The organism is Azospirillum sp. B510 (genome assembly GCF_000010725.1).
Lineage (GTDB): Bacteria > Pseudomonadota > Alphaproteobacteria > Azospirillales > Azospirillaceae > Azospirillum > Azospirillum lipoferum_B.
Genome location: NC_013857.1, coordinates 258,888 through 273,380 on the forward strand (window position 1 = coordinate 258,888; position 14,493 = coordinate 273,380).

Annotated in this window: 11 protein-coding genes; 5 read left to right on the top strand and 6 right to left on the bottom strand. The window is 67.3% G+C overall.

The window, feature by feature from the left end:
* The gene (gene kynU, locus AZL_RS25660) at positions 1-1,194 is read right to left on the bottom strand and encodes a kynureninase (protein ID WP_012977337.1); all 1,194 of its coding nucleotides are present in this window, start codon (positions 1,192-1,194) and stop codon (positions 1-3) included.
* Between the two features lie 206 nt (positions 1,195-1,400).
* Between kynU and AZL_RS25665 the strand changes: the two genes are divergently transcribed.
* Positions 1,401-2,573, top strand: coding sequence for an amino acid aminotransferase (locus AZL_RS25665; RefSeq protein ID WP_012977338.1), 1,173 nt, complete (start codon positions 1,401-1,403; stop codon positions 2,571-2,573).
* Positions 2,574-2,587: 14 nt separating this feature from the next.
* Positions 2,588-3,217 (top strand): YitT family protein, encoded by a 630-nt coding sequence (locus tag AZL_RS25670; protein WP_012977339.1) that lies wholly within the window; start codon positions 2,588-2,590, stop codon positions 3,215-3,217.
* A gap of 24 nt (positions 3,218-3,241) precedes the next feature.
* Here the strand turns inward: AZL_RS25670 and AZL_RS25675 are convergent, their stop codons facing one another.
* Positions 3,242-3,715 (bottom strand): YchJ family protein, encoded by a 474-nt coding sequence (locus AZL_RS25675; RefSeq protein WP_012977340.1) that lies wholly within the window; start codon positions 3,713-3,715, stop codon positions 3,242-3,244.
* A gap of 161 nt (positions 3,716-3,876) precedes the next feature.
* On the opposite strand from AZL_RS25675, the gene AZL_RS25680 reads away from it, so the two are divergent.
* On the top strand, positions 3,877-5,268 hold the full coding sequence (locus AZL_RS25680) for an HD-GYP domain-containing protein (RefSeq protein WP_247894494.1): 1,392 nt from the start codon (positions 3,877-3,879) through the stop codon (positions 5,266-5,268).
* A gap of 5 nt (positions 5,269-5,273) precedes the next feature.
* Here the strand turns inward: AZL_RS25680 and AZL_RS25685 are convergent, their stop codons facing one another.
* On the bottom strand, positions 5,274-5,888 hold the full coding sequence (locus AZL_RS25685; RefSeq protein ID WP_012977342.1) for a TetR/AcrR family transcriptional regulator: 615 nt from the start codon (positions 5,886-5,888) through the stop codon (positions 5,274-5,276).
* Positions 5,889-5,999: 111 nt separating this feature from the next.
* On the opposite strand from AZL_RS25685, the gene AZL_RS25690 reads away from it, so the two are divergent.
* Complete coding sequence (locus tag AZL_RS25690) at positions 6,000-7,118, top strand: efflux RND transporter periplasmic adaptor subunit (protein WP_012977343.1); 1,119 nt, start codon at positions 6,000-6,002, stop codon at positions 7,116-7,118.
* On the top strand, positions 7,115-10,237 hold the full coding sequence (locus tag AZL_RS25695) for an efflux RND transporter permease subunit (RefSeq protein ID WP_012977344.1): 3,123 nt from the start codon (positions 7,115-7,117) through the stop codon (positions 10,235-10,237). Before AZL_RS25690 ends, AZL_RS25695 begins: the two co-directional genes overlap by 4 nt.
* Before the next feature lie 172 nt (positions 10,238-10,409).
* Here AZL_RS25695 and AZL_RS25700 read toward each other — a convergent pair whose 3' ends face one another.
* The 3 genes from AZL_RS25700 to AZL_RS25710 form a co-directional block, all read right to left on the bottom strand.
* Positions 10,410-11,897 (bottom strand): sodium:proton antiporter, encoded by a 1,488-nt coding sequence (locus AZL_RS25700; RefSeq protein WP_012977345.1) that lies wholly within the window; start codon positions 11,895-11,897, stop codon positions 10,410-10,412.
* A gap of 118 nt (positions 11,898-12,015) precedes the next feature.
* Entirely contained in the window at positions 12,016-12,393 is a 378-nt protein-coding gene (locus AZL_RS25705; RefSeq protein ID WP_012977346.1) for a DUF1850 domain-containing protein, read from the bottom strand.
* Position 12,394: 1 nt separating this feature from the next.
* Positions 12,395-14,485: a TRAP transporter permease gene (locus AZL_RS25710; RefSeq protein WP_012977347.1), complete on the bottom strand. Its 2,091-nt coding sequence runs from the start codon at positions 14,483-14,485 to the stop codon at positions 12,395-12,397.
* Positions 14,486-14,493 lie beyond the last annotated feature (8 nt).

The following is a 14,493-nucleotide window of genomic DNA, read 5'->3' on the forward strand; positions in this document are numbered from 1 at the left end:
TCATGTGACGATCGCCTTCCTGTGGTATTCCGGCCGGTCCCAAAGCCCGCCATCCGTCACCTGTTTCAGAACCGCGACGGCGCCGCGCACCTCCGCTTCGCCGATATAGAGCGGGGTGAAGCCGAAGCGCAGCACGTCGGGTGCCCGGAAATCGCCGATCACGCCGCGGTCGATCAGCGCCTGCATGATGGCATAGCCCTGTGGATGGCGGAACGACACCTGGCTGCCGCGACGGCTGCCGTCACGCGGGGAGGCAAGCTCCAGCGTCGGGCATTGCGCCTCGACCAGTTCGATGAACAGGTCGCACAGCGTCATGGAGGTGCGGCGGATGTCGGCCATGTCGACATCGTCCCAGACGTCGAGCGCCGCGTCGAGTGCGGCCAGCGCGATCACCGGCGGGGTGCCGACGCGCATCCGCTCCACGCCCGCGCCGGGGCGGTAGGAGGGATCGAAGGCGAAGGGCGCCTCGTGCCCCATCCAGCCCGACAGGGCCGGACGCGCCCTCTCCGCATGCTGCGGGGCGACATAAATGAAAGCCGGCGCCCCCGGCCCGCCATTCAGGTATTTGTAAGTGCAGCCGACGGCGAAATCCGTCCCGGCCCCGGCCAGATCGACCGGCAGCGCGCCGGCGGAATGGGCGAGGTCCCACACCGTCACCACGCCGGCGGCATGGGCCTTGGCGGTCAGCGCCGCCATGTCGTGCAGGCGTCCGGTCCGGTAATCGACCTCGGTCAGCATCAGCACGGCGACATCCTCGCCGATTGTCCCCTCCACCTCCTCCGGCGCCACCACCTTCAGAATGTGCCCTTGACCCAGCGTTTCGATCAGCCCCTCCGCCATATAGAGGTCGGTGGGGAAGTTGCCGCTGTCGGACAGGATCACCCGGCGCTCGGGACGCATCGCCAGCGCGGCGGCCAGCGCCTGATAGACCTTGATCGACAGGGTATCGCCGACCACGACGCTGCCGGCCGGGGCACCGATCAGGCGGGCGATACGGTCGCCCACCTTGCGCGGCTGAACCATCCAGCCGGCGCTGTTCCAGCCGCGGATCAGTTGGCCGCCCCATTCCTCGGCCAGGGTGCGGGCCACCCGCTCCTTCGCCGCGATGGGCAAGGGGCCCAGCGAGTTGCCGTCGAGATAGATCACCCCATCCGGAATATCGAAGCGGGCGCGGGTCTTTGCGAAATCGGTCATCGATCTGACAGCTCCTTCCCGGCGCAGCATGCCCCGCAAACGCTCGCGCTGTAAATTGTCGTGATGCCGAAGCGGGTCTGGGGAAGTCAATTCATCATTGTCCCGAAGACCGCGAAAGTGGAGGATCGCACCAGCCGGATCGCCCGGCCATCGACATCGATAAATTCTTAACCGCCATTCTCCAGCCAAGGACCGGACGAACCGCCATGTTCAACGCGCTTTCCCGCCAGCCCGACGACGCTCTGCTCGCCCTGATCGGGCTGTACAAGCAGGACACGCGGCCGAACAAGGTCGATCTCGGCGTCGGCGTCTATCGCGACGAGGAGGGGCGCACCCCGGTCTTCCGCGCGGTGAAGGCGGCGGAACGGTCGCTGCTCGACGGACAGGACAGCAAGGCCTATCTCGGGCTGGAAGGCGACGCGCTCTATCTGGAACGGCTGTGGTCGCTGGTTGGCGGCGCGGCGGGTGCGAAGGTCACCGCCGCCGGCGTGCAGACCCCCGGCGGGTCGGGCGCCCTGCGTCTGGCCGCCGATCTTCTCCTGCGCGGCGGATCGAAGCGCGTGCTGGTCGGCCAGCCGACCTGGCCCAACCATGTCGGCATCTTCGCCGCCGCCGGCCTGGAGGTGGTGAGCCATCCCTTCTTCGACACCGCCAGCCAAGCCGTGCTGTTCGACCGCATGATCGCGGCGTTCGAGGCGGCGCGGCAGGGCGACGTCGCCCTGCTGCATGCGAGCTGCCACAACCCGACCGGCGCGCCGCTGTCGCTCGACCAGTGGAAGACGCTGTCCACCGTGCTGGAGGAACGCGGCGTGCTGCCGCTGGTCGATCTCGCCTATCAGGGCTTCGGGCGCGGGCTCGACGAGGATGCCGAGGGGCTGCGCCACCTGATCGGTGCCGTTCCGGAAACGCTGGTCGCCGTGTCGTCGTCGAAGTCCTTCGGCCTCTACCGGGAGCGCACCGGCGCCATCTTCGCCGTCGCCGCGGTGCCGGCGGCCGCCGATCTCGCCAAGTCCAACCTGATGGGGCTGGCCCGCACCAGCTATTCGATGCCGCCCGACCATGGCGCCGCCGTGGTCCGCACCATCCTGGGCGACGCCGCCCTGACCGCCGACTGGACGGCCGAGCTGGATGGCATGCGCGCCCGCATCACCGGCATCCGCCGCAAGCTGGCCGCCGGTCTGGCCGGCGCCTTCCCGGCCCTGACCGCGGTGGCGGCGCAGGAGGGCATGTTCTCCCTGCTGCCGCTGACCGAGGCGGAGGTGCTGCGCCTGCGCGCCGACCACGCCATCTACATGCCGACCTCCGGCCGCATCAACATCGCCGGCCTGAAGACGGCCGAGGTGGAGGATGTGGTGGCGAAGTTCGCGGCCCTCCGCTGAGGAGACGGACGACCATGACCGCCGCCCTCCAGGCCCCGTCCGCCGCAACCGAGCGCCACCAGCTCTATGAAGACGCGCTCGCCATGCTGTTGGGCACGCTGTTCATCGCGCTGGGCATGCTGATCTACTCCAAGACGATGCTGCTGACCGGCAGCACCGCCGGGCTGGCTCTGCTGTTGAGCTACGTCACCAAGGTTCAGTTCGGCATCCTCTTCTTCGCGATCAACCTGCCCTTCTATTGGCTGGCCTGGAAGCGGCTGGGCTGGAAGTTCACCGCCCGCACCTTCATCGCCGTGGCGCTGGTGACGCTGTTCTCGCGCCTGACCGACCAGTGGATCGGCTTCACCCACCTGGATCCGCTCTATGCCACCGTGGTCGGCGGCGGGCTCTGCGGCACCGGCCTGCTGATGCTGTTCCGTCACCGCACCGGGCTTGGCGGCGTCAACATCCTGGCGATCTATCTTCAGGAGCGCCATGGCATCCGCGCCGGCTATTTCCAGCTCGGCGTCGATCTCGCCATCCTGGCCGGCGCCTTCTTCGTGCTGGCGCCGGACCGGCTGCTGCTGTCGGTGCTGGGGGCGACCATCGTCAACGTCACGCTGGCGATCAATCACAAGCCGGGCCGCTATCTCGGCATCAGTTGAAGCCGTGCCGATGTGCGGGCGCCGTCAGCGCCCGCAGCAGGCCTTGTGCTTGCGTCCCGATCCGCAGGGGCAGGGATCATTGCGGCCGACCTTCACCACCCGGCGCGGTGGGTCCTTCGGGTTGAGGACGCTGTCGACATAGAGCCAGCGGCCATCGACCTTGCGGAAGCGTGACCGTTCATGCAGCGGCCACTCCTCGCCGTCGCGCTGGAAGGTCAGGAAGAACTCGACCATCCCGTCGTCGCCTCGCTCCTCCGTCTTCATGACGGTCAGCGGTCCCCATTCGCATTCCCGTGCCATCCGCTCGGCGTCGGCGCGGCTGAAGGCGGAGCGGCTTTCCGGCGCATAGCTGCGCTCGATATGATCGATGTCATGACGGACGAAGGCGGTGTAGCGCGACCGCATCAGCGCTTCGGGTGAGGGGGCTGGCTGGCCGGCCAGGATCGGGCCGCAGCATTGATCGACAATCAGACCAGACCCGCAGGGACAGGCGGACATCGTGAAACATTTCCTTTCACGGGCGGAGGGACAGTCGGCGCGACTGTGCATGCCGAACCTTAACGCCGTCTCAACATGTTTGGCGGAATTCTGCAATCGATGACATCGGTGCCTGGCAAGGACAAGCTCCGGATCGGCCGGCCCGGCGAGGAATTGGGACGATGAGTGTGCGAATCGGCAGATCGATGGCGGCGGGTGGACGGCGGCGGCTGAACCTGTTCTTCAGGCCCTGGTTGGGCCGTCATACCGCCGATCTGTCGGCGATGCGCCTGCCGACCGCCGGCGCGGTTCTGCGCCGTCTGGCCGGCGCCGCCCTGTTCCTGGCGATGGCGGTCGGCGGCATCGCATTCCTGGTCGAGGTCGAGATCGCCGACGGCCGGGTGGTGGAGTTGGCGCGGGACGAGTCGGCCGCCTTCCTTGCGGAAGCCCGGTCGTCGCTCTCGGCCGGCGCGGCCGATGCCGATGTGGAGGCGTCGCTCCGGCGCTTCATGTCGAACCGGGAGGAGACACGCCTGCGCCACGGAGAGGGCCACTTCATCGTCGCGGAACTCTATGGGCCGGACCAGCGGAAAACGGCCGAATATGTGGTTCCCGGAGCGGAATGGGCGGAAGAACGACTTTCCGCCAGCCGGCATGGTTTCCCGGACGCCGACGGCTCCCTTTACGACCGCTTCACACTGGGCGGGCGCATCTTCATACAAACGATGGAGCCTCTGCTCGATTCCGATGGCCGCCTGCTCGGCTATTTCGAGAGCGTCTTCCAGTTGTCCTCGCGGCGCTCCAACGAGATCCTGCGCGACACCGCCACGGTCGCTGGCGTCTCGTCGCTGTCGGTGCTGGGGGCGGCGCTCGTTCTCCTGCCGATCTTCGGAGCCTACAACAGGGGATTCCTGCGCCTGTCGCGCGGACTGCTCGACGCCAACATCGGCATGCTGACGGCGCTGGGTAGTGCCATCGCCAAGCGTGACAGCGACACCAACGCCCACAATTACCGGGTGACCGTTCTGGCCATCCGTCTGGCCGAGGCGCTGAGGCTGGACGACGCGGCCATCCGCCAGCTGGTGAAGGGCGCCTTTCTGCATGACGTTGGCAAGATCGCCATTCCCGACAGCATCCTGTTGAAGCCCGGCAAACTCGACGCCGAGGAGTTCGCCGTGATGAAAACCCATGTGGTTCACGGATTGGACATCATCGGCTCGTCGGGCTGGCTGGCCGATGCGGCCGATGTGGTCGGTGGCCATCACGAGAAGTTCGATGGCTCGGGCTATCCCCGCGGGCTGAAAGGCGACGCGATCCCGATCGCCGCCCGCATCTTCGCTGTCGTCGACGTCTTCGACGCCCTTACCTCCCGCCGCCCCTACAAGGAGCCGATGTCCTTCGCCCCCGCCATGGACATTCTGGCGGAAGGAGCGGGCAAGCATTTCGACCCGGCGGTGCTCGCCCGTTTCACCGCCATCGCCGCCGGTCTGCATGAGAGGCTGACCGCTTTGGGCGATGACGGTGTCCGGGAGGAGCTTGGCCGGCTGGTGATGCGCTATTTCAAGCTGGCGTGAACCGGTCAGCCCGGCAGCGGGCCGCGCAGGAACAGGTCGACCGCCTTTTCGACGAAGGCGTATCGTTCCTCCTCCCCCGGCTGCGGGCAGAGCCCCAGAACCAGCTGACAATAGGCGCCGCCCTCAAGAGCCGCCAGGAACTGTTTCGCGACGAAGGCGGGATCGTCGGTGGCGATCACGCCCTGGTCGGCCAACCGGGTGAACAGGGCGACGATGCTGGAGATGCCCAGTTCGGGCCCCGCCTGATAATAAAGCCGGGCGGCGACGGGCATCCTGGTCGCCTCCCCCACCACCGACTGATGAACACGGATCGCCGCCTCCGACCACAGCAGGTCGACGATGCGGCGGCCCACTTGGATCAGCACGTCGCGCAGCGGCACCCCGTCGAACATCTCCGGCGGAAAGTGCAGGCCGCGCCGCTCGCACTCGGCGGAAATCACCGCGGTGTAGAGCTCCTCCTTCGACGGAAAGCGGGTGTAGAGCGTGGTCTTGGACACCCGGGCCTGCTGCGCCACCTGATCCATGGAGGCGGCGGCATAGCCGAGCTCCAGAAACACCTCCCGCGCAGCGGTGATGATCTGCTCGGCCTTCGCATCGAGGGAGGAGGTGGGCGACGACATTTTGTGGTCCGATGGCTGCACTGAACTGTACCGTTCACTCTTGACGTGGATTGGTCGGCGGAGTAGGACGTTATCAGTACGATACAGTCCAGTCCAGCGAGGAGAGGTGGTATGGCCCGAATTCGCGAGGGGCGGTTCGCATCCTCCGTCATGGCGACAGCCGCCCTGCTGACGGCGGCGGGCTTGCTTTCCGGTTGCAATGAAACACAGTCCGCCGCCACGCCGGCGGAGGGAGAGTTGCGGCCGGTCCGCGTAGCCACCGTCATGCTGGAGCCGCTGGTGGACAGCGTGCGCTACCCGGCGGTGATCCGCCCGCGGGTGGAGGCGGATGTCGGCTTCCGGGTCGGCGGCAAGGTGACGGCCCGGATGGTGGAGGTCGGCACCCGTGTCGAGCCTGGCACGCCGCTCGCCCGCCTCGATCCCACCGACCTGCAATTGCAGATCCGCGCCGAGCAGGCCCAGCTCGCCTCCGCCCAGGCCGATGCGGCCAACGCGCGCAGCGATTTCCAGCGCTATGCCAGCCTGCGCCAGGGAGAATGGACCACCCGCCAGGAATATGACCGCCGCAAGACCACGCTGGACAAGGCCGATTCCAAGGTGCGGGAGGTCGAGGCGCAACTGCGCGTCCTCAACAATTCCGCCCAATACGCCACGCTGGTGGCGGACGAGGCCGGCATCGTCACCGCGACGCTGATCGAGCCGGGACAGGTGGTGGCCGCCGGCCAGACCGCCCTGCGTGTCGCCCGTCTCGGCACGCTGGAGGCGGTGGCCAACATCCCCGAACAGAGCGTCGGCACCCTGCCCAGCCAGAAACTGTCGGTGGAGCTGTGGTCGCATCCCGGCTTGATCCTGACCGGCAGCCTGCGCGAGCTTTCGCCCAGCGCCGACGCCAACACCCGCACCTTTCAGGCCAAGATCACGTTGACCGACCCACCACCGACGGTTCAACTCGGCATGACCGCCACCGTCACCGCCGCGGCCGGTCATGGCGCTCCGGTCGCCCGCCTGCCGTTGAGCGCGCTGACCCAGCGCGAGCAGAAACCAGCGGTCTGGGTACTGTCGGCACCAGATGACCGTCTGGAATTGCGGGCGGTCACCGTCGCCGCCTATGCCGGGGACTTCGCCGTGATCGGCGGCGGGCTGAAGGATGGCGAGCGCATCGTCACCGCCGGGGTGCACAAGCTGGACGCCGGTCAGAAGGTCCGGGTCTGGACGGAGCCGGCGCGATGAACCACTCCCGCATGAATCTCTCGGCCTGGGCGCTGGCCCACCGCACGCTGGTGCTGTTCATGATGCTCGCCAGCGTGCTGGCCGGCGGGCTCGCCTATATGACGCTGGGCCGGGCCGAGGATCCCTCCTTCACCTTCAAGGTGATGGTGGTCCGTACCCAATGGCCGGGCGCCACCGCCCGCGAGGTCGAGCAGTTCGTCACCGACCGCATCGAGAAGAAGCTGGAGGAGGTGCCCTATTACGATGTCGCCCGCAGCTATTCCAAGCCCGGCGAGTCGGTCATCTTCGTCCAGTTGAAGGATTCCACCCCGCCGAAGATGGTGTCGGACCTGTGGTATCAGGTGCGCAAGAAGATCGGCGACATCCGCTATACCCTGCCCGATGGTGTCGTTGGTCCCTTCTTCAATGACGAGTTCGGCGACGTCTATTCCGCCATCTACGCCTTCATGGGCGAGGATTTCACCCCCGCCCAACTGAAGAAGGTGGCCGAACAGGCCCGCGCCCGCCTGCTGAAACTGCCGGGCGTGGAGAAGATCGACCTGATCGCTCCGCAGGAGGAGCGGGTCTATGTGGAGATCTCCAGCCAGCGGCTCGCCAGCTTCGGCCTGCCGGTGGAATCGGTGATCCAGGCGCTCCAGCGCGAAAACGTCATCGCGGCGTCGGGTGACGTCGATACCGGATCGCAGCGGGTCTATGTCCGTCTGGATCTCGGCCTCGACACCGCCGCCGCGGTGCGCGCCATCCCGGTGGAAAGCGGCGGCCGGCTGCTGACCATCGGCGACGTGGCGGAGGTCAAGCGCGGCTATGTCGAGCCGCGCCGGTACACCCTGCGCTACAACGGCCGCGACGCCATCGGCATCGGCATCGTCATGGCCAAGGGCGGCAATGTGCTGAAGCTGGGCGGACAGCTCGATGCCGCGATGGAGAAGATTCGCGCCGAACTGCCGGTCGGGCTGGAGGCCGCCCAGGTCTCCGACCAGCCGAAGGTGGTCGAGCATTCGGTCGGCGAGTTCATGGAATCGCTGGCCGAGGCGCTGGGCATCGTCATCCTGGTCAGTCTCGTCAGCCTGGGCTGGCGCACCGGCATCGTCGTGGCGCTGGCGGTTCCGCTGGTGCTGGCGATGACGCTGGTGGCGATGCAGATCCTGCACATCGACCTTCAACGCATCTCGCTGGGGGCCCTCATCATCGCGCTGGGCCTGCTGGTGGACGACGCCATCATCGCGGTGGAGATGATGGTGGTGAAGATGGAACAGGGATGGGACCGGCTGAAGGCCGGCGCCTTCGCCTACACTTCCACCGCCTTTCCGATGCTGAGCGGCACCATCGTCACGGCCGCCGGCTTCGTCCCCGTCGGCTTCGCGGCATCGGCCGCCGGCGAATACACCAATTCGATCTTCTGGGTGGTGGCGCTGTCGCTGCTGCTGTCCTGGGTGGTGGCGGTGATCTTCACCCCCTATCTCGGCTGGCTGCTGCTGCCCAAGCCCAAGCATGTGGTGCCGGACGGGCACGAGCTGGACATCTACGACACCCGCGCCTACCGCATCCTGCGTCGCATGATCGAGGCCTGCATACGGGCGCGCTGGGTCACCATCGGCGTCACGGTGGCCGCCTTCGCCGCCGCCCTGGTCGGCTTCGGCCATGTCCAGCAGCAGTTCTTCCCGTCGGCCAGCCGGCCGGAGCTGCTGATCGACATCCAGCTCGCCGAAGGCTCCTCCTTCGAGGCGACGGCGGCCGAGGTGAAGCGGATGGAGGCGAAGCTGGCCAAGGATCCGGACGTCGATTACTGGGTCGCCTACACCGGCGGCGGCTCGCCGCGCTTCTATCTGCCGCTCGACCAGCAGCTGGAAACCTCCAACTTCGCCCAGTTCATGGTGATGACCAAGGGGTTGGACCAGCGGGAGCGGTTCATCCGGCGGATGGAGCCGACGCTGGAGTCCGACTTCCCCGCCGCCCGCGTCCGCATCGGCCGGCTGGAGAATGGTCCGCCGGTCGGCTATCCCGTGCAGTTCCGCATCACCGGCGAGGATCCGGCGGTCATCCGCAAGATCGCCTATCAGGTGCGCGACGCCATGCGGACCCATCCCAACACCGCCAATGTCCATCTCGATTGGGACGAGTTGTCCAAGCGCATCCGGCTGGAAGTGGACACCGCCAAGGCCCGCGCGCTCGGCGTCTCGAAGCAGGACCTGTCCAACGCCCTGCAACTGCTGTTGAACGGCATGTCCGTCACCCAGTATCGCGAGGGTACGGAATTGATCGGCGTGTTGCTGCGCACCACGCCGGAGGAGCGCATGGACCTGTCGCGCCTGGGCGAGCTGAACATCCGCACCAGCCGCGGCACCACCGTGCCGCTCAGCCAGGTCGCCGCCGTCCGCTACGAATTGGAGGAGCCGGTTCTGTGGCGCCGGGCGCGCGAGACGACGATGACCGTCAAGGGCGACGCCATCGGCGGCCTCCAGGCTCCGGTCGTCAGCAACCAGCTGAACGCACAGTTCGACAGCCTGCGCGCCAGCCTGCCCGACGGCTACGCCATCACCATGGGCGGCGCCATCGAGGAGAGCGCCAAGGGCCAGGACTCGATCAACGCGATGATGCCGGTGATGCTGCTGATCATGGTCACCACGCTGATGCTGCAATTGCAGAGCTTCTCGCGCGTGTTCATGGTCCTGCTGACGGCGCCGCTGGGGCTGATCGGCGTCACCGCCTCGCTTCTGCTGTTCAACCTGCCCTTCGGCTTCGTCGCCATGCTGGGCGTCATCGCGCTGGCCGGCATCATCATGCGCAACTCGGTCATCCTGGTCGACCAGATCGAACAGGACATCCGTAGCGGCCGTTCGCGCTGGGACAGCATCGTCGAGGCGACGGTGCGGCGCGCCCGTCCCATCGCCCTGACCGCGGCGGCGGCGATCCTGGCGATGATCCCGCTGACGCAGAGCGTCTTCTGGGGGCCGATGGCGGTCGCCATCATGGGCGGCCTGGCCGGCGCCACGGTGCTGACGATCTTCTTCCTGCCGGCGCTCTATGCCGCTTGGTTCCGCGTGCCCCGGCCGGAAGCCGAGACGGCGGAGGATGGCGGCATTGGCGGGAGCGTGGCGACGCCGGCGCTGGGAGATTGATGGCTTACTCTTTTACTTGGGCTTGACCGCGATCAAGGGAGACCGGCCGACCCGGTGACAGGGTGGCGGCACAATCGTTCTCCCGATTGCATCATCATCGCTGATGATCCTCTTTCGTACTGAGCCTTCGCGCCCGGCGGCCCCATGCCTCCGGGCGCCTTTTTTTGCCGCCCTACAGAAAGAAGACCAGCGTCGTCAGGCCGAGCAGCGGCACCAGGATGCCGAAGGACCATGCCATATAGCCGAAGAAGCTGGGCATGGCGACGCCACGTTCCTCGGCGATCGCCTTGACCATGAAGTTCGGGGCGTTGCCGATGTAGCTGTTGGCGCCCATGAACACCGCACCGGCGGAGATCGCGGTCAGCGTCAGCGACAGGTCGGTCATCAGCGTGTGCGCGTCGCCGCCCGCCGTGTTGAAGAAGATCAGGTAGGTCGGGGCGTTGTCGAGAAAGCTGGAGAGGATGCCGGCCGCCCAGAAATAAGTGGCTGGATTGGGCTTCCCGCCCTCGTTCACCGCGGCGATGATGGCGCCCAGCGCCCCGTCGGTGCCGGCGCGCAGGATGGCGATGGCCGGGATGATGGTCAGGAAGATGGCGGCGAACAGCTTCGCCACCTCCAGGATCGGGCCCCAGTTGAAGCCGTTCAGCCGGCGGCTCCGCTTGCTCGTCAATGCCAGGGACAGGCCGGTGATCCCCAGCAGCAGCAGGTTCGAAACGATGGTCTCCAGCGGCACGGTCACATGATGGACGGTGACGCCGGTCCCCGGATGCCAGACGCCGCTCAGCAGCACCGCCCCGACGATGGCGATCAGCAGCAGCAGGTTGACGCCGCCCTCGATCCGGATCGGCTCGCGTTCATGCACGCCCTCGATCAGCGGGTGCTTGCCGGGATCGCGGGTGTGCAGGACAAGGTCCAGCGCGAGATAGATCGCCAGCAGCAGGCCCGACAGGAAGGCCATCGGCGCCAGCAGATGGATCGTCGGCCAGAAGAAATCGACGCCCTTCAGGAAGCCGAGGAACAGCGGCGGATCCCCCAGCGGCGTCAGCGAGCCGCCGACATTCGACACCAGGAAGATGAAGAAGACCACGGTATGGACCTTGTGTCGCCGATGCTCGTTCGCGCGCAGCAGCGGGCGGATCAGCAGCATGGAGGCGCCGGTGGTGCCCATCAGGCTGGCCAGCACGGTCCCCAGCGCCAGCCCGACCGTGTTGGCCAGCGGCGTCCCCACCAGCGACCCGGCCAGCCGCACGCCGCCCGCCACGGTGAACAGCGCGGTCAACAGCACGATGAAGGGGATATATTCCAGCAGGACCGTATGCAGCAGCTCATAGGTCGCGAGGTCGACCCCGAAGGTCGCGGCGAAGGGAACCAGGAAGGCGAGCGCCCACGCCGCCGAGATCTTGCCGAAATGATGGTGCCAGACCATCGGTGCCAGCAGCGGGAACAACGCGATCGACAGCAGGATTCCGGCGAAGGGCACCACCCAGACCGCTCCCAGCAGCCGCCCGTCGAGATGCGGCACGCCGCCATGGGCGATATCGGCCGCCGCCTCGGCGGCCAGGGCGCCATGGCCGCTCAACAAAACGCCAGCGATGGCGACCGCCCCCAGGGCGACCGGAAAACTGGACAGGCGGCGACGGTGCGAGGGGGAAGTGATCATCGGTCCGGACGATAGCCTGACGAAAGGAACGGGAGTATGCGGATTGACGCAGCGTAAGCCAAGCCGCAAGGGGCGCTGGCGACACAAACTTTCGTATGCGGACGGTGCGGCTTCCCTCTCACCGGCAGGCCCGCAGAAGCACGGCCCGGTCCGCCGCTCCGGTCCATTCGGACAGCGGCCGGCACTCGGCACCGGCGCACAGCCGGTGTTCGCCGGTGAAGCCGGAGGCGGCGAGCGTGACGCTGTCCTGTGGCGGCAGGCCCGGCGTCCAGACCAGCCAGCCGTCGGCGGTCAGCCGGGCATCCGGTCCGGGCTCCATCCCCGCCCCGCCGCCGCGGATGCGGGCCTCGACCACATGAAGCCGGCCCCCCTCCACCGCCCAGACCTCCCGCCATTCGGTCTTCTCGATCGAATGGGTCCAGGACAGGGTGAAGCCCGTTCCCGGCAGCGACGCCAGCAGCGCCCCGCCAAGCGCGAACAGGCAAAGGCTTTCCAACTCAGGCCGTGGCGGCGGCCGGGGCGTTGCGCCGCCGATGCTGCCACAGCAGGAACAGGCCGGTCATGACGAAGGCGGCCTCGTCGGTCAAGGGCAGCGCCACGATGAACAGGAAGGAGGCCGCCGCCGCATAGATCCGGGCGACCGGCGACAGCGGCGTCCAGAAGAAGCCGATGGTGGCGGCCCCCCAAAGGGCGATGGCGACGCAGGCCTTGACGAACACATAGCCCACCGCCAGCCAATCGCCGGTTTGCAGCACCAGCGCCGGGTCGTAGACCGCCATGAAGGGCACGACATAGCCCGCCATCGCCACGCGAGTGGCGATCCAGCCGATCTCCATATGGTCGGCCTTGCAGATTGACGAGGCCGCCAGCGCCGCCAGCGCGACCGGCGGCGTCAGGTCGGCCATGATGCCGAAATAGAACACGAACATGTGGCTGACGATCAGCGGCACGCCCATGGTCAGCAGGGCCGGCGCCGCGATGGAGGCGGTGATGATGTAGTTCGCCGTCGTCGGCAGCCCGGTGCCGAGCACGATGCAGGCGATCATCGTCAGCACCAGCGCCGCCAGCAGATTGCCGCCCGACCAGTCGACGATGGTGGACGCGAAGCTCGACGCCAGTCCCGTCAGGGTCATCATGCCGATCAGCACGCCGACCAGCGCGCAGGCGACGCCGACGCCGACCGCGTTCTTGGCGCCGTCGGCGATGCTGTTGACCACCAGCGCCAGCGTCTGGCGGCCGCCCTTGAACAGCAGGCAGGGGATGATCAGCAGGATGACCATGGTGAAGGCCAGATGCTCGGTGCGGAAGCCAAGCTTCCACAGGCCGGCGGCGACCAACCCGACCACGACCCAGAAGGCCGCGCGCAGCGCCAGTGGCCCGATGGTGCCGACGATGGTGGTGCCGAGGATCAGCGCCGCCGTCGCCGCGATGCCGATCACCCCGGCGAACAGCGGGGTGAAGCCCGAGAAAAGCAGATAGATCAGCGCCGCCAGCGGCAGGATCAGATACCAGCCTTCGACCACGGCGCGCAGCGCGCTGGGGCACTGGTCCTTGGGCAGGCCGACGAGGTTTCGCATGCCCGCCTCCAGATGGACCATCCAGAAGGCGCTGCCGAAATAGAGGGTGGCCGGAATGGCGGCGGCGATGGCGATGTCGCTGTAGGGGACGCCGATGGTCTCGGCCATGATGAAGGCGGCGGCCCCCATCACCGGCGGCATCAACTGTCCACCCATGCTGGCGGTGGCCTCCACCGCGCCGGCGAAGGCGGGGCGATATCCGAAGCGCATCATCAGCGGGATGGTGAATTGCCCGGTCGTCAGCACATTGGCGACGCCGGAGCCGTTGATCGTACCCATCAGCCCCGACGAGATCACCGCCACCTTGGCCGGTCCGCCCTTGGCATGGCCGACGAGGCCGAGCGACACGTCGTTGAACAGCTTGATCATGCCGGCGCGTTCCAGGAAGGCGCCGAACAGGATGAACAGGAAGATGTAGCTGGCCGACACGAAGGTCGGCGTGCCGTAAAGCCCCTCCGTCGACAGATAGAGGTTGTCGATCACCTGATCGGTGTCATAGCCGCGGTGGGCCAGTCCGAAAGGCAGATATCGGCCGAACAGGGCATAGGGAATGAAGATGCCGCACATGATCGGCAGAGCCAGCCCCATGATGCGCCGCGCCGCCTCGAATACCAGCGCCACCGCGACGGTGCCGACGATCAGGTCGGTCATGTTGGGATCGCCCGCCCGCTGGATCAGCTCGACCTCGAACACGTAATGATAGAGGCCGACACCGAAGGCGGTGAGCCCCAAAAACCAGTCGTACCAGGGAACCCGCCGGCGCACCGCCGTCTGGCGGAAGCCGAACAGGGTGAAGGTCATCAGCAGCAGGAAGCCGACATGGACCGCCCGCACCACCATGGTGGACAGCGGGTTGAAGGCGGCGGTCCAGATCTGGAAGGCGGAGAAGGCGACGGCGATGGCGAAGACCGCCCGCCCGTCGAATCCCTCGAATGCGGCGACGGTGGCCGGGTTCTCCCGGTCGATCGCCTGGCGGATTTCGGCCTCCGCCTGGGTCTTCTGGGCGCTCACGGCGTCCT